This window comes from Rudaea sp. (genome assembly GCF_047601565.1).
GTDB lineage: Bacteria > Pseudomonadota > Gammaproteobacteria > Xanthomonadales > Rhodanobacteraceae > Rudaea.
In genome coordinates, this window is sequence record NZ_JASGIY010000001.1 from 3,453,136 (window position 1) to 3,475,499 (window position 22,364).

Sequence of the window (22,364 nt, forward strand, 5' to 3'; positions counted from 1 at the left end):
AAAGTATATTTTTCTGTCCCTTCGCGTTGTTTGCGCTCTTTGCGGCCGATCCCGCCTTTCAGCCGTGGCGGCGAGCGAAATCGTGCATGAAATCGGCGAGCGCGCGCACCGCTTCGGGCGTCACCGCATTGTAGAGCGAGGCGCGCATGCCGCCGACGGTCTTGTGGCCTTTAAGCGCAAGCAGGCCGGCCGCCTCGGATTCCTTGAGGAACGGCGCGTTCAATTCCTCGTCGGCGAGCGTGAACGGCACGTTCATCCACGAGCGCGAGGCCTTCTCGACCGGGTTGCGGTAGAAGCCGCCGGAGCCGTCGATGCAGGCGTACAGGTGCTCGGCCTTGGCGCGGTTGCGTTCGCCGATCGCGACGAGGCCGCCCTCGCGCAGCAGCCACTTGAACACGAGGCTGGCGAGATACCAGCCGAACGTGTTCGGCGTGTTGAGCATCGAATCGTTCGCCGCATGCTCGGCGTAGTTGAAGATCTTCGGCATGTCTTGCGGACAGCGCTCGAGCAGGTCCTCGCGCACGATCATGACGACGAGGCCGGAAGCGCCGATGTTCTTCTGCGCACCGGCATAGATTAGGCCGAACTTGCGCACGTCGAGCGGGCGCGAAAGGATGTCCGAGGACATGTCGGCGATCAGCGGCACGTTGCCGACTTCGGGTACGTGCTGGAACTCGACACCGTGGATCGTCTCGTTCGGCGTGTAATGCACGTAGGCGGCGTCCGCGTGCAGCGCCCAGGCGTCGCGCGCGGGAATCGCCGTGTGCCGGCTCGCGTCGCTGTTCGCCGCAATGCGCACATCGGCGAGCGACTTCGCCTCGCGCACGGCCTTCTCGCCCCAGTGGCCGGTGACGACGTAGTCGGCGATCCGGTCGCGGCGGGCGAAGTTCATCGGGATCTGGGCGAAATGCTGCGTCGCCCCGCCCTGCAGGAACAGCACCTTGTAGTTGACGGGGATGTCGAGCAGGTAGCGCAGGTCGCGTTCCGATTCGGCCGCGAGTTCGGCGAACCATTTGCCGCGATGGCTGATCTCCATCACCGAAGCGCGCGCCTGCCCCCAGTCGAGCAGTTCGGCCTGCGCCTGGCGCAACACGGCTTCCGGCACCGCGGCGGGACCGGCGGCGAAATTGTATCCGCGACTCATGGGGACTCCTGGCTGGAACCCCGCATTATGCCGCAGCGCGGCAGTGGCAATCAAAGAGCAGCGATCAAGGCAAATACGGCGCGATGATCTCTTTCCAGAGATCGTAGCCGGCGCGGTTCATGTGCAGGCGGTCCTCGATGAACAGCTCTTCGCGCGGCCGGCCTTTTGCATCGAGCATCCTGCTCGCAACATCGATGTAGACGAGATGCGGATGGGACGCCGCATACGCGCGGATCCTCGCGTTCGCCTCGCTCATCACCGGCAGCAGCGCAGCGCGCGACGGGCTCGGCTTGATCGAGATGAAGGCGATCGGCGTGACGGGCAGATCCTTGCGCACGCGCGCGACGAAGGCGACGTAGTCGTCGAACACCTGCTGCGCCGTGTGGCCGTCGTTGACGTCGTTGTCGCCCGCATAGAACACGATCATGCTCGGCTTGTACGGCACGACGATGCGGCCAGCGTAGTACGTCGAATCGGCGATGCGCGAACCACCGAAACCGCGGTTGAGCACACGCTTGTCGGGAAAGTCGTTGGCGACATCCTTCCAGTGCTCGATCGACGAGGAACCGATGAACAGGATCGCGCCAGGCTTCGGCGGATTCGCCTTGTCCGCCGCTTCGAATTTCTGGATGTCCTTCTCCCAGATTGCGGAGCCCGTCTGCAATTGCGCGGCGGCGAAGGAAGACGCCAGCAGCAGATAGAGCGCGGCAAGCAGCGAGGCCAATCGTGCGGCGGTGCTGTTCATCGGTTTCATACCTTCAGTTCGAATTCGTCCGCGTCCATCCACGCGGGGAAACGCTCGCGATGCGCGGCGAGCGCGGCCGGATCGAGCGTCACGGTCACGACTTGTTCCTGCGCACCGAGTTCGACCAGCGGCGCGCCGACGAAATCGAGCACCGCGCTGTCGCCCGAGTACGACAAGTCGTTGCCGTCGACGCCGACGCGGTTGACGCCGACGACGTAGGCCAGGTTCTCGAGCGCGCGCGCGCGCAGCAGCGTGCGCCACGGCTCGCGGCGCGGTGACGGCCAGTTGGCTACGAAGATCGCAAGGTCATAGTCGAAACGTTGCGCCGTTTTGTCGTAGCGGTTGCGCAGCCACACCGGAAAACGCAGGTCATAGCAGACCTGCGGCAAGATGCGCCAGCCGTTCAATTCCACGATCAGGCGCCTGTCGCCGCCCGCGTAGCGCTCGTGCTCCTTGGCCATGCGGAACAGATGGCGTTTGTCGTAAAGCTCGAACGAGCCATCGGGCCGCATCCAGATCAGTCGATTAACGCAGCGCTCGCCTTCGCGGATCACCATGCTGCCGGTGATGACGCTGCCGACTTCCTGCGCGAGCGATTTCAGCCAGGCGAAGCTCTCGCCCTGCATCGTCTCGGCCTGATGCAGGGTCTCGTTGGTGAAGCCGCTCGTGAACGTCTCGGGCAACACGATCAGGTCGGTCTGCCCTGTCAGCGAGCGCGCGAGCGCGCCGTAGTAATCGCGGTTCGCCGCCGCGTCGTGCCAGCGCGTCGCGCCCTGGACGAGTGAAACTTTCAGAGCTTGCATAGCCGCTCCGCCGCAGCCACGAGCGTCTCGTCGCTCTTCGCGAAACAGAAGCGCACGAGACGCGTGTCGGGCGGCGTCTCGTAGAACGCCGACACCGGAATCGCCGCGACGCCGGCATGGTGGATCAGCCACTCGCAGAAGTTCAGGTCGTCCTTGTCGCTGATCGCCGAATAGTCGACGACCTGGAAGTATGCGCCGCGCACCGGCAGCGGCTTGAACTTCGACGCAGAGATCAGCCCGCGGAAGCGATCACGCTTGGCCTGGTAGAACGCCGGCAGGTCGAGGTAATGCTGCGGATCGGTTTCGAGCACCTCGGCGAACGCCCATTGCGCCGGGTTGAACGTGCAGAACGTCAGGTACTGGTGCACCTTGCGGAATTCCGCGCTCAGCATCGCGGGCGCGATGCAGTAGCCGATCTTCCAGCCCGTGCAGTGGTAGGTCTTGCCGAACGAGGACACGACGAAACTGCGCGCGGCGAGTTCGGCATGACGCAGCACGCTCTGATGGAACGCGCCGTCGAACACGATGTGCTCGTAGACTTCGTCGGACAGCACGAAAATATTCGTGCCGCGCACGATTTCGGCGAGCGCATCGAGATCGGCCGCCGAGAGCACGGCCCCGGTCGGATTGTGCGGCGAGTTGATCAGGATCATCCGCGTCTTCGGCGTGATCGCGTCCTTGACGCGCTGCCAGTCGACGGAGAAATCCGGCAGGCGCAGCGGCACGTGCACGGCGCGGCCGCCGGCCAGTTCGATCGCGGGCTCGTAGCTGTCGTAGCACGGATCGAGCACGATCGCCTCGTCGCCCGCATGCACGACCGCGGCGATCGCGGCGAACAGCGCCTCGGTCGCGCCGCTCGTCACCGTCACTTCGGTATCGGCATTGACCTTCGCGCCATAGAGCTTTTCGGTCTTCAGCGCGATCTGCGCTCGTAGCGCGGGAATCCCGGTCATCGGCGCGTATTGGTTCTTGTGCTCGTTCATCGCGCGCGCGAGCGCATCGCGCAGAGCCTGTGGACCTTCGAAATCGGGAAACCCCTGTCCTAGGTTCACCGCCTTGTGCTGCACGGCGAGCTGCGACATCACGGTGAAAATGGTGGTGCCGACCTTGGGCAGTTTGCTTTCGATTTGCATTGACGGATGCCTTGCTTCCCTTCCCCCGCCGGGAGAAGGTGGCGCGAAGCGCCGGATGAGGGACGAGCGTAACAAATTTCAGCGGCAGTGATTCATGCGAGGCCTTTCCCTCATCCGCCCTTCGGGCATCTTCTCCCGCAGGGAGAAGGGAAGAAACGGTCTCCGCTCATTCACGCTCACTTGATCAACTTGATCTCGCGCAGCCGCTGCTGCAGGTACTCGTGCGAGGTGATCGAGGTATCGTAGCGGCTCGGGTTGTCGGCCGTGACCGTCTGCGGCAGCGGATCGAGCACCACGTCCGGGTTCGGGTGCAGGAAAAACGGCACCGAGTAACGCGGCTGGCGCGCCTTTTCGCCCGGCGGATTGACCACGCGATGCGTCGTCGACGGATAGACGTGGTTGGTCAGGCGCTGCAACATGTCGCCGATGTTGACCACGATCGTGTCGCCCTGCGTCGTGATCGGCAGCCATTCGCCGTCGCGTTGGAGCAGTTGCAGCCCTTCCGCGCTCGCGCCGACGAGCAGGGTGATGAAGTTGATGTCCTCGTGCGCGCCGGCGCGGACGTTCGGGATTTCCTCCTGCGTGATCGGCGGATAGTGGATCGGACGAAGAATGGAATTACCAAAATCGGTCTTGTCGTCGAAGTATCTCTCCGGCAGATCGATATGCAGCGCCAGCGCGCGCAGCACGCGTGTGCCGAGCGCGTCGAGCGCGGAGTACAAACCGTAGCCATATTCCTTGAAGCCCGGCACTTCGGTCGGCCACAGATTCGGCGCCATGTACCCGGCGTACTTCGAACCGGCAGGCAGTTCGCGGCCGACGTGCCAGAATTCCTTGAGGTCGAAATACTTCGAATCCTTCGCCGTCTCGACACCGAACGGCGTGTAGCCGCGCGCACCGCCCGTGCCGGGCACGTGGTACTTCATCTTCGCATCGCGAGGCAGCGCGAAGAACCGCTGGAACACGTCGTAGGACTGGTCGACCAGTTCCTGGGGAATGCCGTGGCCGGAAATGCCGCAGAAACCGTATTCGCGATAAGCGGCGCCGATCTCTGCGACGAAGGCCTTGCGGTCACTGTCGTAGCGGCGGATGTCGAGGGTGGGAACCTGGTTCGCCATGATGTTCGTCCGATGTGAGTCGCAGTGGACAAAGTCCGTCCGTTTTGAGCGTACACCGAAGGCGCGAAGTCGGAAGTTGCCGGACGCCTCGTCTCCACTCGCCGTGCGAACTACGCTCAACGCGAACGGTCCGGGCCGGTCACTGCCTGGCGGAAGCTGCCGATTCTACGGTGTCGGCCAGACCTTGCGCCAATCGCCGCACCTCGTCCGCATTTTCGCCTTCCACGGTCACGCGCACCAGCGGTTCGGTGCCCGAGGGCCGCAACACCACGCGACCGCGACCGTGCAGGATCCGTTGCGCTTCCGCGAGCGCGCGCTGCACGTCGGCGTGCGCGACGAGCGCCGCGCCGCCGGCCGCGCGCACGTTGAGCAGCACTTGCGGGAAGCGGTGCAGTTCGGCGCGCACGTCCGCCAGCGGCATGTTCAGGCGCCGCAGCGCCTCGAACACGAACAACGCGTTGAGGATGCCGTCGCCGGTGCCGCTGCGATCCAGGTTCAACACGTGCCCCGACGCTTCGCCGCCGAGCACGCCGCCGTTCTCGCGCAGCATCTGCAGCACGTAGCGGTCGCCGACGTTCGCACGCAGGAATCCGGCGCCGAGCTTTTGCAGCGCCAGTTCGGTGCCGTAGTTGGTCATCAGCGTGCCGACCACCGGGCCGCGCAGTTGCCCCTGCGCGATCAGGTCTTTCGCGAGCAGGTAGATGATGTCGTCGCCGTCGACGACGCGGCCTTGCGCGTCGACCATCAGCACACGGTCGCCGTCGCCGTCGAAGGCGATGCCGAGGTCGGCGCGGTGTTCGGGCACGGCGCGCACGAGTGCGCCGAGATGGGTGGAGCCGCAGCCGTCGTTGATGTTGAACCCGTCCGGCTGCACGCCGATCGTAACCACCTCGGCGCCCAGCTCGGCGAACAGCCGTGGCGCGACGTGATAGGTGGCGCCGTGCGCGCAGTCGAGCACGATGCGTTGGCCGCGCAGCGACAGGCCCGGCGCGCTGCGCGCGCAGTAGTCCAGATAGCGCGCGGGCGCGTCGTCGACGCGCACGGCCTTGCCGAGTTTCTCCGACGACAACGTGCCGAGCGGCAGGCGCAGCGCGGCTTCGATCGCCAGCTCGACCTCGTCGGAGAGCTTCTCGCCGACCGCGCTGAAAAACTTGATGCCGTTGTCGTAGTACGGGTTGTGCGAGGCGCTGATGACGATGCCCGCGTCGGCGCCCAGTTCGCGCACGAGCCAGGCGACGGCCGGCGTCGGCATCGGTCCGAGCATTTGCACGTTCGTCCCCGCCGAAACAAGGCCGGCCTCGAGCGCGGCTTCGAACATGTAGCCGGACACGCGCGTGTCCTTGCCGATCACGACGCTGGGGCGGCGATCTGCCGCGCCTTGCGCCGCGCCGAGCACGTGGCCCAGCGCCTGCCCGAGACGCAGCATGAATTCCGCGGTGATCGGCTCTTCGCCGACGCGGCCGCGGATGCCGTCGGTGCCGAAATAGCGTTTGGTCATGGTCACTATGAGGGGTCAGGGTTGGGAGGCGACTTGCACAAACGGCTTTTCTCGCCCCCGCCCCGCTTCACATCGTATTGGTCGGCTTTTCCGACCCTTGCAATTCGGCGAGTATCGCCTCGATCTTGACGCGCGCGGACTCGCACTCCGGCGAATCGTTGAACTGCACGCCGATGCCGGCGACGCGGTTGCCCTGCGCGCCGGGCGGCGTGATCCAGACCACTTTGCCGGCGATCGGCATGCGCTCGGCCTCGGCCATCAGCGACAGCAGGATGAACACGTCGTCGCCGAGGCCGTAGCGCTTCGCCGTCGGCACGAAAATGCCGCCGCCGCGCACGAACGGCATATAGGCGTTGTACAGCGCGTTCTTGTCCTTGATCGACAGCGACAAGATGCCTTGCAGCGGTGCGCCGCCCGCGGGACCCGCAACCATCATTTCACTCCTGACTGAACACCGCCGTCCGATGCCCGCGTTGTCGGCCATGCGCCGAGCAGTTCGAGCATGGCCAGTTCCGGCCGGATCGGCCCGCGCAACAGGTCGCGCGTGCGGTTGGCACGGTCGAACCAGGCGGCAAGCTTGGCCAAATCCACTGCGCGGGTCAAGGCGAGCGGGCCGCCGGCAGGGGCGGATGACGCGGCCTGCGCCTGGACGCGGCCCTGCTGCTGCACCAGCGCGGCGGCGAAGCGCAGGCGCAAGTCGGCCTCGTCGCGGCTCCAGCGCTGGGCAACCTCGAACGGTGCGGCGATGCCCGCGCTCAGCTCGCGCAGATCCTTGGCCACCTCGTTGCGCAACTTGAGCTTGTCCGCTTCGATCCACTCCAGCGCCTGGCCCGGGTTGCCGTCGCTGGCGACGAGCGCCTGACGCGCGGTCGCGTCCGCGATGCCGCGCCCGCGCAACCAGGCTTCGGCGGTCGCGAGCGCCGGCGGGTGCAGTTCCACGCGCTGACAGCGGCTGCGGATCGTCGCCGGCAGGCGCGCCGGCTGCGTCGTGACGAGAATCAGGTGCCTGCCCGGGCCGGGCTCTTCGAGCGTTTTCAACAGCGCGTTCGCCGCGGCGACGTTGAGCGCCTCGGCCGGCTCGACGAGCGCCACCTGCGCGCGGCCGAATTGCGGCGGCAGCGCGAGCCAGTCCGACAACTCGCGAATCTGCTCGACGACCAGTTCGCCGTACATCTTCTTCGGGCTCGCCTTCGCGTTCCACGCGTAGCCGACGAAGCGCGCATCGGGATGGTTCGGATGGCCGTGCGGCTGGGCGAGTGCGCCGTCGGGGCGCGTTTCCTCGGGGTCGCGCTGCGTGCGCACGGCGTAGAGTCGGCAGGCGCGGCAGGTCCCACACGGCGTGTCGCCGTCCTGCTCGCACAGCAACCACGCGCCGAGGCGCTCGGCGAAATCGCGCTGACCCAAGCCGGGCGCGCCGCACAGCAAGATCGCGTGCGGCATCGCGCCGCGCGCGCGCCGCGCGGCGAGCAGGCGCCAGGCCTCTTCCTGCCAAGGCGCAAGCGTCATGCCGCGCCTCGCGCAGCGTTCACCGCAAGGAAATCCGTCACGGCGGCGCGTACCTGGGTCAACACCTCGTCCAGCGACCTGCTTGCGTCGATCACGCGGAAGCGCGCCGGCTGCGCGGCCGCGCGCGCGCGATACGCGGCGCGCACGCGCTCGAAGAACTCGTGTGCTTCGAGTTCGATGCGGTCCGCCGGCCCGCGCCCGCGGACGCGCTCGAGGCCAACGCCGACCGGCAGGTCGAGCAGCAGGGTCAGGTCGGGCTGTAAGCCGGCCGCGGCCCAGCGCTCCAGCTCGGCGATGCGTTCATCCGGTTGCCCGCGTCCGCCGCCCTGATAGGCGTAGCTCGCGTCGGTGAAGCGGTCGCCGAGCACCCAGCGTCCGGCCGCGAGCGCCGGCACGATCGTCTCGCGCACGTGCTGCGCGCGCGCGGCGAACATCAGCAGCAGTTCGGTCTCGGGTGCGATGCGGCCGTGCAAGGTCGGATCAAGCAGTACGCCGCGGATCGCCTCGCCCGCCGTGGTACCGCCCGGCTCGCGCGTGACAACGACGTCGAGCCCGTGCGCGGCAAGCAGCTCGCGCACCGCGTTGAGCACCGTGCTCTTGCCCGCGCCTTCGCCGCCCTCGAGCGTGATGAACTTTCCGCGCGCCGCGTTCATTGCGAATGCAACTGCCGATTCAATTGGTATCTGGCCACGGCGCGATTATGCGCTTCGAGCGTGGACGAGAACTCGTGCGCGCCGTTGCCGCGCGCGACGAAATACAGCGCATCGGTCTGCGCCGGGTGGATCACCGCTTCGAGCGCGGCCTTGCCCGGCAACGCGATCGGCGTCGGCGGCAGGCCGGTGCGCGTGTAGGTGTTGTACGGCGTATCGGTGTCGAGGTCGCTGCGGCGGATATTGCCGTTGTAGCCTGCGCCCATGCCGTAGATCACGGTCGGATCGGTCTGCAGTTTCATGCCGAGCTTGAGCCGCGAGAGGAACACGCGCGCGATCTGCGGCTGCTCTTCGCTGCGCGCGGTCTCCTTCTCGATGATCGAGGCGAGGATCAAGGCTTCGTAGGGCGATTTCAGCGGCGTGTCGGCCGCGCGCTCGGCCCAGAGCTTGTCGAGCGCCTTCTTCATCGCCTCGTGCGCGCGGCGCAGGACGTCGACGTCGCTCATGCCCTTGATGAAACTGTAGGTTTCGGGCAGGAACTGGCCTTCGGGCTCCGCGTCCGCCTCACCGAGGCGCGCCATCAATTCCCTTCCCTCGCACGCGCCCGCACCAGCGCACGCGTCCTTGCTCAGACCCGCCTCTGCATCGAGCGCCTTGCGCAATTGCCGGAACGTCCAGCCTTCGACGATCGTGAACCTGTGCCGGATCACCTCGCCTGCGGCCATCTTCTTCAGCAGCGCGCGCGGTGTCATGCCCGCGTCGAGCGCATATTCGCCCGCGTGCAGCTTGCCGGCGACGCCGAGCTCGCGCGCGAGCAGGCGCCAGAAATACGCATTGCCCGGCTGCAGGCCGCGCTCGTCGAGCAGGCCGACGATCGCAGGCAGGCGCGCGCCGATCGGCACGTCGATCTGCGTGGCCTGCGCGAGTCCGGCGATCGGCGCGTCGGCGAAGCGCCGGTACTGCGCATACAGATTTCCCGCCAGCACCAGCGCGCCGAGCACGAGGATCACGAAGACGTTGAACAGAACGCGCTTGAAACTGAAGCGGCGGCGAGGATCGGGCGGGTTCACGAACATTCCGGTCGAGCGAGATGGCTATTGTGCCCTACTCCGCCGCATCGAGCGCGCGCAGCAGTCCGCGCGCCTTGTGCCGCGTCTCCTCGAGCTCGCGCGCGGCAACCGAATCAGCGACGATGCCGGCACCGGCGCGGAAGCGTGCCTCGCGTCCCCGCAACTCCATCGTGCGGATCAGGATGTTGAGGTCCATGTCGCCGTCGCGATTGAGGTAGCCGAGCGCGCCCGTATAGGCGCCGCGCGCGCACGCCTCGAGTTCGGCGATGATCTCCATCGTGCGCACCTTCGGCGCGCCGGTGATCGTGCCGCCCGGAAATACCGCGCGGATCGCCTGCGCCGGAGTGATGCCGGCGCGCAGCCGGCCGCGCACGTTGGAAACGATATGGTGCACGTGCGCATAGCTTTCGACCGTCATCAATTCGTCGACGGCGACCGAACCGGGCGCGCAGATGCGGCCGAGATCGTTGCGTTCGAGATCAAGCAGCATGACGTGCTCGGCGCGTTCCTTGGCGTGGCCGACCAGTTCGGCGATGCGCACTGCGTCGTCCTCGCCGGTGCGGCGCGGGCGCGTGCCCGCGATCGGGCGCGTCTGCGCGAGACCGCCGCGAATTTCGAGCAGGCGCTCCGGCGACGAACTGACGACCGCCCAATCGCCCCATTGCAGCAGCCCCGCGAACGGCGCCGGATTCGCGCGCCGCAGCGACACGTAAACACTCGCGGGTGTCGGCGCGCGGTCGAAGCGCACGCGCCACTCGCGCGACAGGTTCACCTGGAACGTGTCGCCGGCGCGCAGATACTCGTGAATGCGCGCGACGCCGTCGAGGAACCGCTGCGGATCGTCTTCCTCGATCCGCGCTTGCGGCAGCGCTGCGGCCGCGGTTCCGGCCGGTTCCGCGAGATCGGCGGTCAGGACATCGAGCCAGTGCTCCTGGCCCGCTTCGGCGACCAGCCACGTTTTCTGCGCGAGGCGGTCGACGACCGCCGCGACCGGGCAGCGCAACGCCAACGCGGCGGGCGTCAAAGCGCAACTCGCAAGACACGAACGCAGCCGCGGCTCGATTTCGCCGGCCAGTTCGTAGCCGAGATACACCAGCCAGCCGCCGCGGAACGGCAATTGCGCATCGGCGCAGCCGGCGGATGAGGATCGCCAGTCCGCATCGAGCGCGGCAAGGAACGAATCGCCGCGATCCGCACCGCGCAGATCGCGCACGCGGCCGTCGCCGTCGAGCACGAGTCCCGTGCCGTCCGTGGCGAAGAGCATGTCGAAACGCGCCGCCGAACCGCCCTGCGCCGCGCTTTCGAGCAGGCCGGGATAGCGTGCCGGCCGACGCGCCGCGAGTGCAAGCAGATCGCGCGCGCCGGGCAGCTCGCGCCGGACGCAGTTCATCGCGGCCGGATCAGATACGGCGGAACACCAGCGAACCGTTGGTGCCGCCGAAGCCGAACGAGTTCGACACCGCGATGTCGATCTTCGCGTCGCGTGCCGTGTGCGGCACGAAGTCGAGGTCGCAGCCTTCGCCGGGCTCGTCGAGGTTGATCGTCGGCGGCAGCACGCCGTCGCGCAGCGCGAGGATCGAGAAGATCGCCTCGATGCCGCCGGCCGCGCCGAGCAGGTGGCCGGTCATCGACTTGGTCGAGCTGACCGCGAGCTTGTAGGCGTGATCGCCGAACACGGTCTTGGCCGCGAGCACCTCGCCGACGTCGCCAAGCGGCGTCGAGGTGCCGTGCGCGTTGATGTATTGGACCTCGGCCGGGTTGATGCCGCCGTCGTTGAGCGCGTTGCGCATGCAGCGCGCCGCGCCCTCGCCGCCCTCGCTCGGCGCGGTGATGTGGTAGGCGTCGCCGGACATGCCGAAGCCGACGAGTTCGCAGTAGATCTTCGCGCCGCGTTTCTTCGCGTGCTCGTATTCCTCGAGCACGATCACGCCGGCGCCGTCGGAGAGCACGAAACCGTCGCGGTCCTTGTCCCACGGCCGGCTCGCCTTGGTCGGCTCGTCGTTGCGCGTGGACATGGCGCGCGCCGAGCAGAAACCGCCCATCGCGGTGCCGCAGGTCGAATACTCGGCGCCTCCGGCGACCATCGCGTCGGCATCGCCGTACTGGATCATGCGCATCGCCAGGCCGATGTTGTGCGTCGCCGTCGTGCACGCGGTCACACAGGCGATGTTCGGTCCCTTGAGGCCGAGCATGATCGACAGGTTGCCCGAGGCCATGTTGATGATCGAGCTCGGCACGAAGAACGGCGAGATCCGACGCGGGCCGCGCTCGTGGTAGGTAATCGCGGTTTCCTCGATCGTGTGGATGCCGCCGATGCCCGCGCCGACGGCGACGCCGATGCGCTCGGCGTCGTGCTCGTGCGTCGACAGGCCCGCGTCGTTCAGCGCCTGCACCGAGGCGGCGACGCCGTAGTGGATGAACGGGTCCATCTTCTTCACATCCTTGTGCGGGATGTAGACCTCGGGATCAAAGTCGCGGACCTCGCCGGCGATGCGCGTCGGGAATGCGCTCGCATCGAAGTGCGTGACCGGACCGATGCCGCTCACGCCCTCGCGGATGTTCTTCCACGCCGTCGCCACATCGTTGCCGACCGGGCTGACGATGCCGAGGCCGGTGACCACTACGCGCCGCTTGCTCATGAGATTTGGTTTGCCTTTGCAATTTACCTTTGCGCTCGTCCTTGATCGCGAAAATCAAGAAGCGGCCATCCATGGCCGCACTATCCAATAAAAATCAGCCAGGATTAACGCATTTTCAAACGGCCGTTCCGCGAAAGCAGAAATGCAAACTGCGCCGCATGGGCGCAGTTCGTACCGCCGGATGGCGAAGAGATCAGGGCTTGACGTGCGCCTTGATGTAGTCCACCGCCTGTTGCACGGTGGTGATCTTCTCGGCTTCCTCGTCCGGAATTTCGCATTCGAATTCCTCTTCGAGCGCCATGACCAGTTCGACGGTGTCGAGCGAATCGGCACCGAGGTCGTCGACGAAGGACGCGTTCGGCGTCACCTCATCTTCCTTGACGCCCAGTTGTTCGACGACGATCTTCTTGACGCGCTCTTCGATGGTGCTCATGGTGGTACTTACCTCACAAGGTAGGCAGAAAAGTTACGAAAAAGGGATAACCCCGAACCCGGCGGATTGTAGGGCATACGCGGCAATCGCACCAGCGCGGCCCGGACCGTCTTACGGCATGTACATGCCGCCGTTGACATGCAACGTTTCGCCGGTGACGTAAGCCGCCGCAGGCGACGCGAGGAAGGCCACCGCGTTGGCGATGTCCTCCGCCGCGCCGAGGCGGCCGAGCGCGATCTGGCCGAGCAGCGCGCCGCGCTGTTCTTCCGTAAGCGCGCGCGTCATGTCGGTGTCGATGAAACCCGGCGCAACGACGTTGACGGTGATCCCGCGCGAGCCGATCTCGCGCGCGAGCGACTTGGAAAACGCAATGATGCCGGCCTTGGCCGCCGCGTAGTTCGCTTGCCCCGGATTGCCGGTGACGCCGACGACGGAGGCGATGCTGACGATGCGCCCCTTGCGCGCCTTCATCATGCCGCGCATCACCGCCTTGCTCGTGCGGTAGACCGAGGTCAGGTTCGTGTCGAGGATCGCCTGCCAGTCCTCGTCCTTCATGCGCATCAGCAGCTGATCGCGCGTGATGCCGGCGTTGTTGACCAGAATCGTGACCGGGCCGAATTCCTTGGCGATGTCGTCGATCAGTTTCTCGACCGCGGCACCGTCGGTGACGTTGAGCGCGCGGCCGACGCCGCCGTGCGCGGCCAGGCGTTCGCCGATCGCGGCCGCGCCCGAATCGGTCGTGGCCGTGCCGATCACCTTCGCGCCGAGCGCGGCGAGCTTGTCGGCGATCGCGGCGCCGATGCCGCGGCTCGCGCCGGTGACGAGGGCGATTTCGCCTTGGAGACTTGCGGACATGGTCACCTCGAAGTGAATAAGGTTGTCGAAAGGTCGCTCAGTTCTTCCAGTCGGCGATCGCCTGCTGCAGATCGGCCGGCGTGCCGATCGCGCGACCGTCGATCGTGCGATCGATGCGCTTGAGCAGGCCGGTCAGCACCTTGCCCGGACCGCATTCGGCCGCGCGACGGACGCCGGCGGCGGCGAGCGCCTGCACGCTCTCCGTCCAGCGCACCGGCTGGTAGAGCTGGCGCGCCAGAGCGGCGCGGATATGCGCCAGCGAATCGAACGACTTCGCATCGGCATTCTGCACGACGGGAATCCTCGGCGCCTGCCAGGCGATCTTGTCGAAGCGCTCGGCCAGTTTGTCTGCCGCGCCGCGCATCAACAGGCAATGCGACGGCACGCTGACCGCGAGCTTCACCGCCTTCTTCACGCCGAGTTCGGCCAGGCGCGCGAGCGCGCGATCGACCGCCTCGGCGTTGCCGGCGACGACGAGTTGTCCCGGCGCGTTGTAGTTCGCCGGCGCGACGACTTGCCCTTGCGCCACCTCGGCGCAGACCTGCGCGATCTGCGCATCGTCGCCGCCGAGCACGGCGGCCATCGCGCCGACGCCGGCGGGCACCGCCGCTTGCATCAGGCGCCCGCGTTCGGCGACGAGCGCGGCGCCGTCGGCCAGCGACAGCGCTTCGGCGCAGACCAGTGCGGTGTATTCGCCGAGGCTGTGCCCGGCCAGCACATCCGGCTTTGCGCCGCCGAGCTGCCGCCAGACGCGCCATACGGCAACGCCCGCGGCAAGCAAGGCGGGCTGCGTGTTTTCGGTGCGATTGAGCGCGTCCTCCGGCCCTTCCTGCGACAGCTTCCACAGGTCCACGCCGGCGCTGCCCGACGCTTCCTTGAACGTTTCCTCGACGATGGCGAATTCGCCGGCGAGGTCGGACAGCATGTTCAACGACTGCGAGCCCTGGCCCGGGATGACGAAGGCGAGTTTGTTCGAAACGGCTTGATCCACGGGTGCGCTGGATGCGTTCATGTGCGGAAAAACGAGAGTGCGATGAATGAAATGCCTGCGGAAACGCAGCGCCGCTCAGTAGCGCAGCAGCGCCGAGCCCCAGGTGAAGCCGCCGCCGAAGGCTTCGAGCAGCAGCAGTTGGCCGCGCTGGACCTTGCCCGAGCGCACCGCGTAGTCGAGCGCGAGCGGCACGGAAGCGGCCGAAGTGTTGGCGTGCTTGTCGACGGTGACGATGACGCGGTCCATCGGCATGTCGAGCCTTTTCGCGGTCGCCTCGATGATGCGCAGGTTGGCCTGGTGCGGGATCAGCCAGTCGAGCTGGTGGCGGTCGAGCTGGTTCGCCTCGAGCGTTTCCTCGACCACGCGGTCGAGCGTCTTCACCGCGACCTTGAACACGTCGCGGCCCTGCATGATCACGCGCAGGCCGTGGTTCGGTTCGTCCTTGAAGCCTGCGGAAATGCCGACCGGATTCCACAGCAGTTCCTTGTAACCGCCGTCGGCATGGATGTGGCTGGACAGGATGCCCGGTTCGTCGGCGGCCTTGAGCACGACCGCGCCGGCGCCGTCGCCGAACAGTACGCAGGTGGCGCGGTCGGACCAGTCGAGGAAACGCGAGAGCGTCTCCGCGCCGATCACCAGCGCATTCTTCGCCGTGCCCGCGCGAATGAACTGGTTGGCGACGGTGAGCGCGTAGATGAAGCCGGAACAGGCCGCGTTGACGTCGAACGCCGCACAGCCGTTCGCACCGAGGCGATGCTGCAGCAGGCAGGCGGTCGAGGGAAAAACGAGATCGGGCGTGGTCGTGCCGACCACGATCAGGTCGATCTGCTTGGCATCGACCCCGGCCGCTTGCAACGCGGCGTTAGCCGCCTCGAAGGCAAGGTCGCCCGTGGTCTGGCCGCCGGCCGCGATATGGCGCTGGCGGATGCCGGTGCGCTCGGCGATCCACTCGTCCGAGGTCTCGACGCGCGCGGCCAGTTCCGCATTGGTGACGACGCGTTCCGGCAAAGCGCTGCCGGTGCCGGCAATGCGTGCGTAGCTCATGGTTTCCCCGATCCCCGATTCAGGCGCAAAACACGCGCACATACGCACACCGCGGCCTGGCCGCGGCGGCGATACGATACATGCTTGTCGACGGCGCGGAAGCGGCCATCACGGCTTGCGGTTCGCAAGTCCCGTGAATCAATCTTCTTCGTGAACCTGCGTCTTGCTGTCGATCACCTTGCGGCCGCGATAGTAGCCGTCCTTGGTGACGTTGTGGCGCAAATGGGTCTCGCCCGAGGTCGGGTCGGTGCCGAGCTGCTTGGCGCTCAACGCATTGTGCGCGCGGCGCATGCCGCGGCGGGATGGGGATTTACGGCTCTTGGCAACGGCCATTTTGTTTCTCCAAAAATATACAACTACAGTTTTACATTCTTCAGCGCAGCGAACGGGTTGGGCTTGGCCGCTTCGACCTCATTCGCCTCCTTCCATTCATGCTGCATTTCCTGCGTCCCCGGCTTCACCGGGAACACCGGCAACGCCAGGATCAATTCGTCCTCGATCACGTCGGCCGGATGCAAGCCAGCCGGATCGAGCAACAAAGGCTCGTAGCCGGCGGGCAAAGCGGCCTCGTCTTCCTCGTTGACGATGAAACCGAGCCGGGCGTCGATCTCGACCGGGTATTCGAACCGTTCCAGCGTGCGCTGACAGATCAGCGGCAACGCCGTGCTGGCCCTGACGCGGACGCCGGACACGCCGGCCTGATCCTTGTCGAAATCGAGTTCGTATTCGATCTCCCCCACGGAATCCGCAAGGCCGCCCGCCAGACGCTTCATGGCGGCCAAAGGCAGGCGACCCGCGAACGTGCGCCTCGCACTCACCATGCGCCACGGATCGACCAACTCGGGCAGGGAGTGATTCACGGGTGCGCGATGGTAGGTTCCGCGGCGCACAAAGTCAATCATTTCCGGGTTTTAGCGCCGACCTTGGACATGCCCCTGAGTGCGGTTTCGGGCGACAATACGTGCATGACTGCGCTCGCCGACGTCGATCTCGTCCTCGCCTCGACCTCCGCCTACCGCCGCGAACTGCTCGCGCGGCTTGGCGCGCCGTTTCGCCGGCAGTCGCCGCTCAGCGACGAAACCGCGCTACCCGACGAGCCGCCCGACCGGCTCGCCGCGCGCCTGGCCGCAACCAAGGCTCGCGCGGTCGCTGCCGGCAACGCGAACGCACTCGTGATCGGCTCGGACCAGGTCGCCGACTGCGACGGCCGCATCCTCGGCAAGCCCGGCGACCTCGGCAACGCGCGCCGGCAACTGCGCGCGAGCAGCGGCCGTCGTGTCGTCTTCCATACGGCGATCTGTCTGATCGACACCCGTGTCGCGCCAGCGCGCGAGTTTCACGCGCTCGATACGACCACGGTTGCGTTTCGTCGCCTCGACGAGGCGGAAACCGAGCGCTATCTCGCTCGCGAGCAGCCGTTCGACTGCGCCGGCAGCTTCAAGTCGGAGGGACTCGGCATCGCCCTGTTCGAACGCATCGAATCGCACGATCCGACGGCCTTGATCGGCCTGCCTTTGATCGCGCTGTGCCGGTTGCTGCGCGAGGCGGGCATCAGCATTATGTAGACGCGAGCATTTCCGAAGCGGGAATGACGGCAAAAGCGGAACTTGCCTGCACCCGAGACGCCTATACTCCATTCACCCCGAGTCCGCACAGAACACATGTCCGTCTCGCTCGTTTCATCCGCCGCATCCGCGCCGCTCGATCCCGCCCTTGCCCGCGCCTTGGACGCCGCCGTGGCCCAGGTCAACGGCGTCGTCCTCGGCAAGGCCGCGCCGGTGAAGCTCGCCTTCGCCTGTTTCCTCGCCGGCGGCCATCTCCTGATCGAAGATCTGCCCGGCGTCGGCAAGACCACGCTCGCGCACGCGCTCGCGGCGACGCTGGACCTGTCGTTCTCGCGCATCCAGTTCACCGCCGACCTGCTGCCGTCCGACATCATCGGCGTGGGCATCTACGAACGCGGCGACGGCGCGTTCAAGTTCCATCCGGGCCCGCTGTTCGCCCAGCTCGTGCTCGCCGACGAGATCAACCGCGCGACGCCGAAGGCGCAGAGCGCGCTGCTCGAGGCGATGGCCGAGCAGCAGGTCACCGCCGACGGGACGACCCACGCGCTGCCGCAGCCGTTCTTCGTCGTCGCCACGCAGAACCCGCTCGACCTCGCCGGCACGTTCGCCCTGCCCGACTCGCAGCTCGACCGCTTCATGCTGCGCATCGGCCTCGACTATCCGGATCGCGACGCCGAGCGCGCCCTGTTGACCGCAAGCGACCGCCGCGAACTGATCGCGCGGCTCGCGCCCTGCCTCGACGCCGCCCAGGTCGCCGCGTTGCGCGGCGCGGTCGCGCAGGTGCTCGCCAGCGCCGCACTGATCGACTACGTGCAGGCCCTGCTCGCCGCGAGCCGCGGCCACGCCGCCATCCGCGTCGGCCTGTCGCCGCGCGCCGGACTGGCGCTGCTGCAGGCAGCGCGCGCGCATGCGCTGCTCGACGGCCGCGGCTTCGTGCTGCCCGAGGACGTGCAGGCCGTGTTCGTCGCGGTCGCCGCGCACCGGCTGATCCCGGCGGCGACCGACCACGCCGCACGCGATCCGCTTGCGCGCCGCCTGCTCGACGAAGTGCCGGTGCGTTGAAAAGCGAAAGGCGCTTCGACGTCCCTTTTCCTGCATGAGAACCGAAACCGCGACGCCCTGGTGGAAGCTGCTGCAACACGCCGAACGCCGCCTGCCCGCGCTGACACGCCTGAAGCGCGCCGAGACCCTGCCGATCCTGCTCCATCGCCGCCGCATCTATGTCGTGCCGTCGCGCTTCGGCCTGATCTATTCGACGATGCTGCTGGTCATGCTGATCGGCTCGCTCAACTATGCGAACAACCCCGCGCTGCTGCTGACCTGCGTGCTCGGCGCGGCGGCGTACCTGAGCGTGTTCGCCGGCTTCCGCGCACTCAACCGCGTCGAATTGAAAACCGTGCAGATGCCGCCCTGCCACGCCGGCGGCCGGCTGTCCCTGTCGCTGCAGTTCGCCACGGCGCAGGCCGCAGCCAAACGCGGCCTGCGCCTGCGCATGGAGAATGACGATGCGGCCGACGAAGCCGTATTCGGGCTTGCGGCGAACGGCACGCGGACCGTCGCCGCGAGCCTGCCCGCGCCGCGCCGCGGCTGGCTGCCGGTCGGGCGCGTGAGCGTGTGGACGGAATATCCCTACGGCCTGTTCCACGTCTGGAGCTGGCTGCATCCCGACGCGCACGCGCTCGTCTATCCGCGCCTCGACGCGGACGCGCCGCCGCTGCCGCGGGCCGGCGGCGAGGCAGCCGCGCTGAGCGTTCGCCGCGACGAAGACGAATTCGGCCTGCTGCGCGAATACCGCAGTGGCGATCCGCGCCGGCGGATTGCATGGAAGGCCAGCGCGCGCCAGGACCATCTCCTGGTCAAGCAGTTCGAATCGCCGCGCGGCAACGAAGTGGTGCTGGCCTGGAACCGCCTCGACGGCCTCGATGCCGAGGCGCGCATCTCGCGCCTCGCCGCCTGGGTCGAGCGCGCGGAAGCGGCGCAGATCGCCTATCGCCTCGAACTGCCGCAGGCGGCCATCGGGCCCGCGCTCGGCGCCGCGCACCGGCATGCCTGCCTGCGCGAACTCGCGCTGCTGCCGGGGCACGCGCCATGAGCCGCGGCTCGGCAGCCGCGCTCACGACCCGCCAGTTCGCCTTCGTCGGCGCGGCCGTGTGCGCGGCCGTGCTCGCGCATGCGCCGCACCTGCCGGCGGCGATCTTCGCCTTCGTCGGCGCCATCATCGTCGTCGCCTGGCTGCTGCGCCGGCGCGGCCTCGCGCTGCCGGGCTGGACCAAGCTCGTCCTGATCGCGCTGTTCGCGCTCGTGTTGATCTTGCAATACCGCAACCCGCTGGGCCGCGAACCCGGCAGCGCGCTCGCCTGCGCGATGCTCGCGCTGAAGCTGCTCGAAACGCGCGCGCGCCGCGACGGACTTGCCGCGATCGCGTTCGCCAGCTTCACCCTGATGAGCGCGTTGCTGTTCGATACGAGCCTCGCGTTCACGCTGGCGACCTTTTCCGGCCTCGTCCTGCTGCTCGCCGCGCTGCGCGAGCTGGAACCGGGTACGAGTGCCGTTCCCGCCCCGTGCGGAAATGGCGCGCGTACTGGCCGCCGCTGCGCGCGAGCCTGCTGTCGCTGGCGCTCGCGGCGCCGCTTGCGCTGTGCGGGTTCCTGTTCATCCCGCGCTTCGACTCCCCGCTGTGGCGTACGCCGGCCGACGCGGGCGGGCGCACCGGCATCAGCGACACGATGACCCCGGGCGCCGTGCAGAACCTGCTGCTCGACGACAGCGCCGCATTCCGCGTCGGCTTCGACGGCGCGCCGCCGCCGCGCGCACAGTTGTACTGGCGCGGCCCCGTGCTGACCGATTTCGACGGCGAGATCTGGCGGCGGCGCGACATCGGCTTATCGATGCCGCAGGCGAATACCGTGGCTGCGGATACCGCCACGGTAAGCTACGAAGTCACGCTCGAGGCCAGCGACAAGCCGTGGCTGTTCGCCCTCGACCTACCGGTGGAAATTCCCGCGGACACGCTGCGCAGCCGCGACATGAGCCTGATCCGGCGGCGCCCGGTCACCGACCTGTTCCGCTACCGCGCGCGTTCGGCACCGGGCCTGCGCCTCGACGCGGCGCTGCCGGCCGACCTGCGCGCGGCCGCGCTCGCGCTGCCGCGGGGATTCAATCCGCGCAGCGTCGAGCAAGGCCGCAACTGGCGCAGCGAGCTCGGCGACGACGGCGCGATCGTGCGCGCCGCGCTGGAACTTTTCCACAATGCGTTCTTTTATACTTTGTCGCCGCCACTGCTCGGACGCGACGCGATGGACGATTTCCTGTTCGGCACGAAGCGCGGATTCTGCGAACACTACGCCGCGGCCTTCGTCGTGCTGATGCGCGCCGCCGGCATACCCGCGCGCGTCGTCACCGGCTATCAGGGCGGCTACTTCAACACGGTCGGCAACTACCTGCTCGTGCGCCAGTCCGACGCGCACGCCTGGGCCGAAGTGTGGCTGGCCGGCCGCGGCTGGGTGCGCGTGGATCCGACCGCGGCCGTGAGCCCGCAGCGCGTCGAGCTCGGCGCGCAGGCGGCGATGGCCGGCGAGCGCGGTTGGTACCGCGGCGGCTGGCTGCTCGCGCTGCGCAACCGGGTCGACCTGATCAATCGCGGCTGGAACAACCTCGTCGTGCAGTTCGACGCGCAACGCCAGTCTTCGCTGCTGAGCCCGTTCGGCATCGAGCGTATCGAACCGGCGACGCTGCTCTGGCTGCTCGTGGCCACGGCCGGCGCGCTGATCGCGGCGGCGACCCTGTGGGCGATGCGCGCCGCGCGTGCGCGTGCGGCACCGCTCGACGCCGCCTACGATGCGCTCTGCGCCAAGCTCGCGCGCGTCGCCGCAGCACGCGCCGCGAACGAGGGCCCGTACGACTACGCGGCCCGCCTGCGCGTGGCGCCGACGTCGTCCGCAGACCGCGCAGGGGAAGCGCAGCGGCTCATCGCCGACTATGTCAGCCTGCGTTACGCTCGTGCGTTTCCTTCCGCGCAGGACATCGCGCGATTCGTCCGCGACGTGCGCCGGCTCAGGCTGGCGAATCGCCGCTGAACGGACGACGATCACTTGCAAATGTTTACGTTTCCGGCCGCTACGACCCGCTTAAAATGTGACGCAACGGTCCCATGTCCGTACCCATAGCGACAGCCAGCGAGGTGTTTATGCGTCATGTCCTGAAAGCATCGTCATCGGCATTCGCGCTCGGCGCCGGCGCCCTGCTCGCCGGCTGCGCGACCGTGCCCGCGCCGCTCGCCGGCAACGATTTCGCCGCGACCACGCCGCAGCAGGTCGTCGCGCAGAACGCGAGCGGCCAGCGCGTGCGCTGGGGCGGCGAGATCATCCGCGTCGAACCGCGCGCAGACCGCACCTGCTTCGAGATTCTCGCGCGCGAACTCTGGAGCGACGCGCGGCCGAAGCGCGACGACCGCAGCCAGGGCCGTTTCGTCGCCTGCAAGCAGGGCTTCCTCGATCCGGCCGAATACCCGACCGGCCGCGATGTCACCGTGGTCGGCGCCGTCGACGGCAGCGAGCGGCACAAGGTCGGCGACTACGACTACACCTTCGCCAAGGTCGACGCGAGCGAGATCTACCTGTGGCCCAAGCGCGTGAACTATCCGCCCGGCTTCTACGATCCGTTCTGGGGCGGGCCGTGCTTCGACCCGTTCTGGGGCCCCGGCTGGGGCGGCTGCGGACGCTGGGGCTGGGGCGGCTACTGGGGCGCACCGCCGGTCGTGATCGTGCGGCCGAATCCGCCGCCGACGCCGAAGTCCGGCAACTGACGGCGCGGCGGCTCAGCCCGGAGGCCAATGCATCTGCCGTCCGGCGAGCAGGTGCAGATGGATGTGGTAGACGGTCTGGCCGCCGTCCTTGTTGCAGTTGAATACGCAACGGTAACCGTTGTCGGCGAAGCCCTGCGTCTTGGCCCACGATGTCGCTGCGACGAGCAGCTTGCCGAAGATGGCCGCATCGCCGGCCGTCACGTCGTTCAGCGTCGCGAACGGCTTCTTCGGGATGAACAGCACGTGCACGGGCGCCTGCGGATTGATGTCGCGGAATGCGAGCACGTCGTCGTCCTCGTAAACGATATCGGCCGGGATTTCGCGGCGGATGATCTTGTCGAACAGGGTGTCGGCCATTTTCTTCTC

24 protein-coding genes and 1 pseudogene are annotated in these 22,364 nt (G+C 67.6%); 6 read left to right on the top strand and 19 right to left on the bottom strand.

All coding sequences use genetic code 11. The annotated features are described in order from the left end of the window. Positions 1–58 precede the first annotated feature (58 nt). The 18 genes from serC to QM741_RS15355 form a co-directional block, all read right to left on the bottom strand. Positions 59–1,144 (bottom strand): 3-phosphoserine/phosphohydroxythreonine transaminase, encoded by a 1,086-nt coding sequence (gene serC / locus QM741_RS15270; RefSeq protein ID WP_415208511.1) that lies wholly within the window; start codon positions 1,142–1,144, stop codon positions 59–61. A gap of 64 nt (positions 1,145–1,208) precedes the next feature. After that, the gene (locus QM741_RS15275) at positions 1,209–1,889 is read right to left on the bottom strand and encodes an SGNH/GDSL hydrolase family protein (protein ID WP_415208512.1); all 681 of its coding nucleotides are present in this window, start codon (positions 1,887–1,889) and stop codon (positions 1,209–1,211) included. Between the two features lie 5 nt (positions 1,890–1,894). Then, positions 1,895–2,692 carry an amidohydrolase gene (locus QM741_RS15280; RefSeq protein WP_415208513.1) on the bottom strand — a complete coding sequence of 266 codons (798 nt, stop codon included), beginning with the start codon at positions 2,690–2,692 and terminating at the stop codon, positions 1,895–1,897. Continuing rightward, positions 2,680–3,825, bottom strand: coding sequence for a pyridoxal phosphate-dependent aminotransferase (locus QM741_RS15285; RefSeq protein ID WP_415208514.1), 1,146 nt, complete (start codon positions 3,823–3,825; stop codon positions 2,680–2,682). The genes QM741_RS15280 and QM741_RS15285 overlap by 13 nt, the downstream gene beginning before the upstream one ends. Positions 3,826–4,001: 176 nt before the next feature. After that, a complete protein-coding gene (locus QM741_RS15290; protein WP_415208515.1) occupies positions 4,002–4,943 on the bottom strand; it encodes an isopenicillin N synthase family dioxygenase in 942 nt (313 codons plus the stop codon). Between the two features lie 139 nt (positions 4,944–5,082). Continuing rightward, complete coding sequence (gene glmM, locus QM741_RS15295) at positions 5,083–6,441, bottom strand: phosphoglucosamine mutase (RefSeq protein WP_415208516.1); 1,359 nt, start codon at positions 6,439–6,441, stop codon at positions 5,083–5,085. A 67-nt stretch (positions 6,442–6,508) separates the two neighbouring features. Continuing rightward, positions 6,509–6,874 (bottom strand): PilZ domain-containing protein, encoded by a 366-nt coding sequence (locus tag QM741_RS15300; protein ID WP_415208517.1) that lies wholly within the window; start codon positions 6,872–6,874, stop codon positions 6,509–6,511. Further along, positions 6,874–7,947, bottom strand: coding sequence for a DNA polymerase III subunit delta' (locus tag QM741_RS15305; protein ID WP_415208518.1), 1,074 nt, complete (start codon positions 7,945–7,947; stop codon positions 6,874–6,876). Before QM741_RS15305 ends, QM741_RS15300 begins: the two co-directional genes overlap by 1 nt. Continuing rightward, complete coding sequence (gene tmk, locus QM741_RS15310) at positions 7,944–8,600, bottom strand: dTMP kinase (protein ID WP_415208519.1); 657 nt, start codon at positions 8,598–8,600, stop codon at positions 7,944–7,946. The genes QM741_RS15305 and tmk overlap by 4 nt, the downstream gene beginning before the upstream one ends. Continuing rightward, on the bottom strand, positions 8,597–9,622 hold the full coding sequence (gene mltG, locus QM741_RS15315; RefSeq protein ID WP_415209140.1) for an endolytic transglycosylase MltG: 1,026 nt from the start codon (positions 9,620–9,622) through the stop codon (positions 8,597–8,599). Before mltG ends, tmk begins: the two co-directional genes overlap by 4 nt. A 79-nt stretch (positions 9,623–9,701) precedes the next feature. Next, positions 9,702–11,057, bottom strand: a complete 1,356-nt coding sequence (locus tag QM741_RS15320; protein ID WP_415208520.1) for an aminodeoxychorismate synthase component I — start codon at positions 11,055–11,057, stop codon at positions 9,702–9,704. A 10-nt stretch (positions 11,058–11,067) separates the two neighbouring features. After that, entirely contained in the window at positions 11,068–12,306 is a 1,239-nt protein-coding gene (fabF, locus tag QM741_RS15325; RefSeq protein WP_415208521.1) for a beta-ketoacyl-ACP synthase II, read from the bottom strand. A 193-nt stretch (positions 12,307–12,499) separates the two neighbouring features. Beyond that, complete coding sequence (acpP, locus tag QM741_RS15330) at positions 12,500–12,739, bottom strand: acyl carrier protein (RefSeq protein ID WP_018974565.1); 240 nt, start codon at positions 12,737–12,739, stop codon at positions 12,500–12,502. A 111-nt stretch (positions 12,740–12,850) separates the two neighbouring features. Beyond that, on the bottom strand, positions 12,851–13,594 hold the full coding sequence (gene fabG / locus QM741_RS15335; RefSeq protein WP_415208522.1) for a 3-oxoacyl-ACP reductase FabG: 744 nt from the start codon (positions 13,592–13,594) through the stop codon (positions 12,851–12,853). Positions 13,595–13,631: 37 nt separating this feature from the next. After that, positions 13,632–14,606: an ACP S-malonyltransferase gene (gene fabD, locus QM741_RS15340; RefSeq protein ID WP_415208523.1), complete on the bottom strand. Its 975-nt coding sequence runs from the start codon at positions 14,604–14,606 to the stop codon at positions 13,632–13,634. Between the two features lie 54 nt (positions 14,607–14,660). After that, positions 14,661–15,629 (bottom strand): beta-ketoacyl-ACP synthase III, encoded by a 969-nt coding sequence (locus QM741_RS15345; RefSeq protein WP_415208524.1) that lies wholly within the window; start codon positions 15,627–15,629, stop codon positions 14,661–14,663. Positions 15,630–15,767: 138 nt separating this feature from the next. Further along, positions 15,768–15,962, bottom strand: a complete 195-nt coding sequence (rpmF, locus tag QM741_RS15350; protein WP_415208525.1) for a 50S ribosomal protein L32 — start codon at positions 15,960–15,962, stop codon at positions 15,768–15,770. Between the two features lie 23 nt (positions 15,963–15,985). Beyond that, positions 15,986–16,489, bottom strand: a complete 504-nt coding sequence (locus QM741_RS15355) for a YceD family protein (RefSeq protein ID WP_415208526.1) — start codon at positions 16,487–16,489, stop codon at positions 15,986–15,988. Positions 16,490–16,594: 105 nt separating this feature from the next. Between QM741_RS15355 and QM741_RS15360 the strand changes: the two genes are divergently transcribed. The 6 genes and pseudogenes from QM741_RS15360 to QM741_RS15385 all read left to right on the top strand — a co-directional run bounded on the left by QM741_RS15360 (position 16,595) and on the right by QM741_RS15385 (position 21,998). Continuing rightward, positions 16,595–17,194: a Maf family protein gene (locus QM741_RS15360; protein WP_415208527.1), complete on the top strand. Its 600-nt coding sequence runs from the start codon at positions 16,595–16,597 to the stop codon at positions 17,192–17,194. Positions 17,195–17,290: 96 nt separating this feature from the next. Next, positions 17,291–18,256 (top strand): AAA family ATPase, encoded by a 966-nt coding sequence (locus tag QM741_RS15365; protein ID WP_415208528.1) that lies wholly within the window; start codon positions 17,291–17,293, stop codon positions 18,254–18,256. Between the two features lie 34 nt (positions 18,257–18,290). Next, the gene (locus QM741_RS15370; RefSeq protein ID WP_415208529.1) at positions 18,291–19,286 is read left to right on the top strand and encodes a DUF58 domain-containing protein; all 996 of its coding nucleotides are present in this window, start codon (positions 18,291–18,293) and stop codon (positions 19,284–19,286) included. Further along, positions 19,283–20,229 (top strand): annotated as a pseudogene (locus QM741_RS15375) (DUF3488 domain-containing protein); the annotation flags it as partial. The gene QM741_RS15370 and the pseudogene QM741_RS15375, both read left to right, overlap by 4 nt. After that, on the top strand, positions 20,221–21,270 hold the full coding sequence (locus tag QM741_RS15380; protein ID WP_415209141.1) for a transglutaminase-like domain-containing protein: 1,050 nt from the start codon (positions 20,221–20,223) through the stop codon (positions 21,268–21,270). The pseudogene QM741_RS15375 and the gene QM741_RS15380, both read left to right, overlap by 9 nt. 110 nt (positions 21,271–21,380) lie before the next feature. Next, the gene (locus QM741_RS15385) at positions 21,381–21,998 is read left to right on the top strand and encodes a Slp family lipoprotein (protein WP_415209142.1); all 618 of its coding nucleotides are present in this window, start codon (positions 21,381–21,383) and stop codon (positions 21,996–21,998) included. 12 nt (positions 21,999–22,010) lie between these two features. On the opposite strand, the gene QM741_RS15390 is transcribed toward QM741_RS15385, so the two are convergent. Beyond that, on the bottom strand, positions 22,011–22,355 hold the full coding sequence (locus tag QM741_RS15390) for a histidine triad nucleotide-binding protein (protein WP_415208530.1): 345 nt from the start codon (positions 22,353–22,355) through the stop codon (positions 22,011–22,013). Positions 22,356–22,364: the final 9 nt, after the last annotated feature.

Bases quoted from the DNA above. Each gene is read 5' to 3' on its own strand.
- QM741_RS15320 (WP_415208520.1), bottom strand. From the start codon at position 11,057: ATGAACTGCGTCCGGCGCGAGCTGCCCGGCGCGCGCGATCTGCTTGCA.
- fabG (WP_415208522.1), bottom strand. From the start codon at position 13,594: ATGTCCGCAAGTCTCCAAGGCGAAATCGCCCTCGTCACCGGCGCGAGC.
- fabF (WP_415208521.1), bottom strand. From the start codon at position 12,306: ATGAGCAAGCGGCGCGTAGTGGTCACCGGCCTCGGCATCGTCAGCCCG.
- QM741_RS15280 (WP_415208513.1), bottom strand. From the start codon at position 2,692: ATGCAAGCTCTGAAAGTTTCACTCGTCCAGGGCGCGACGCGCTGGCAC.
- QM741_RS15345 (WP_415208524.1), bottom strand. From the start codon at position 15,629: ATGAGCTACGCACGCATTGCCGGCACCGGCAGCGCTTTGCCGGAACGC.
- serC (WP_415208511.1), bottom strand. From the start codon at position 1,144: ATGAGTCGCGGATACAATTTCGCCGCCGGTCCCGCCGCGGTGCCGGAA.
- QM741_RS15385 (WP_415209142.1), top strand. From the start codon at position 21,381: ATGCGTCATGTCCTGAAAGCATCGTCATCGGCATTCGCGCTCGGCGCC.
- QM741_RS15300 (WP_415208517.1), bottom strand. From the start codon at position 6,874: ATGGTTGCGGGTCCCGCGGGCGGCGCACCGCTGCAAGGCATCTTGTCG.
- glmM (WP_415208516.1), bottom strand. From the start codon at position 6,441: ATGACCAAACGCTATTTCGGCACCGACGGCATCCGCGGCCGCGTCGGC.
- rpmF (WP_415208525.1), bottom strand. From the start codon at position 15,962: ATGGCCGTTGCCAAGAGCCGTAAATCCCCATCCCGCCGCGGCATGCGC.
- QM741_RS15285 (WP_415208514.1), bottom strand. From the start codon at position 3,825: ATGCAAATCGAAAGCAAACTGCCCAAGGTCGGCACCACCATTTTCACC.
- fabD (WP_415208523.1), bottom strand. From the start codon at position 14,606: ATGAACGCATCCAGCGCACCCGTGGATCAAGCCGTTTCGAACAAACTC.
- QM741_RS15370 (WP_415208529.1), top strand. From the start codon at position 18,291: ATGAGAACCGAAACCGCGACGCCCTGGTGGAAGCTGCTGCAACACGCC.
- QM741_RS15305 (WP_415208518.1), bottom strand. From the start codon at position 7,947: ATGACGCTTGCGCCTTGGCAGGAAGAGGCCTGGCGCCTGCTCGCCGCG.
- QM741_RS15275 (WP_415208512.1), bottom strand. From the start codon at position 1,889: ATGAACAGCACCGCCGCACGATTGGCCTCGCTGCTTGCCGCGCTCTAT.
- QM741_RS15290 (WP_415208515.1), bottom strand. From the start codon at position 4,943: ATGGCGAACCAGGTTCCCACCCTCGACATCCGCCGCTACGACAGTGAC.
- QM741_RS15390 (WP_415208530.1), bottom strand. From the start codon at position 22,355: ATGGCCGACACCCTGTTCGACAAGATCATCCGCCGCGAAATCCCGGCC.
- tmk (WP_415208519.1), bottom strand. From the start codon at position 8,600: ATGAACGCGGCGCGCGGAAAGTTCATCACGCTCGAGGGCGGCGAAGGC.
- QM741_RS15360 (WP_415208527.1), top strand. From the start codon at position 16,595: ATGACTGCGCTCGCCGACGTCGATCTCGTCCTCGCCTCGACCTCCGCC.
- QM741_RS15380 (WP_415209141.1), top strand. From the start codon at position 20,221: ATGAGCCTGATCCGGCGGCGCCCGGTCACCGACCTGTTCCGCTACCGC.
- acpP (WP_018974565.1), bottom strand. From the start codon at position 12,739: ATGAGCACCATCGAAGAGCGCGTCAAGAAGATCGTCGTCGAACAACTG.
- QM741_RS15365 (WP_415208528.1), top strand. From the start codon at position 17,291: ATGTCCGTCTCGCTCGTTTCATCCGCCGCATCCGCGCCGCTCGATCCC.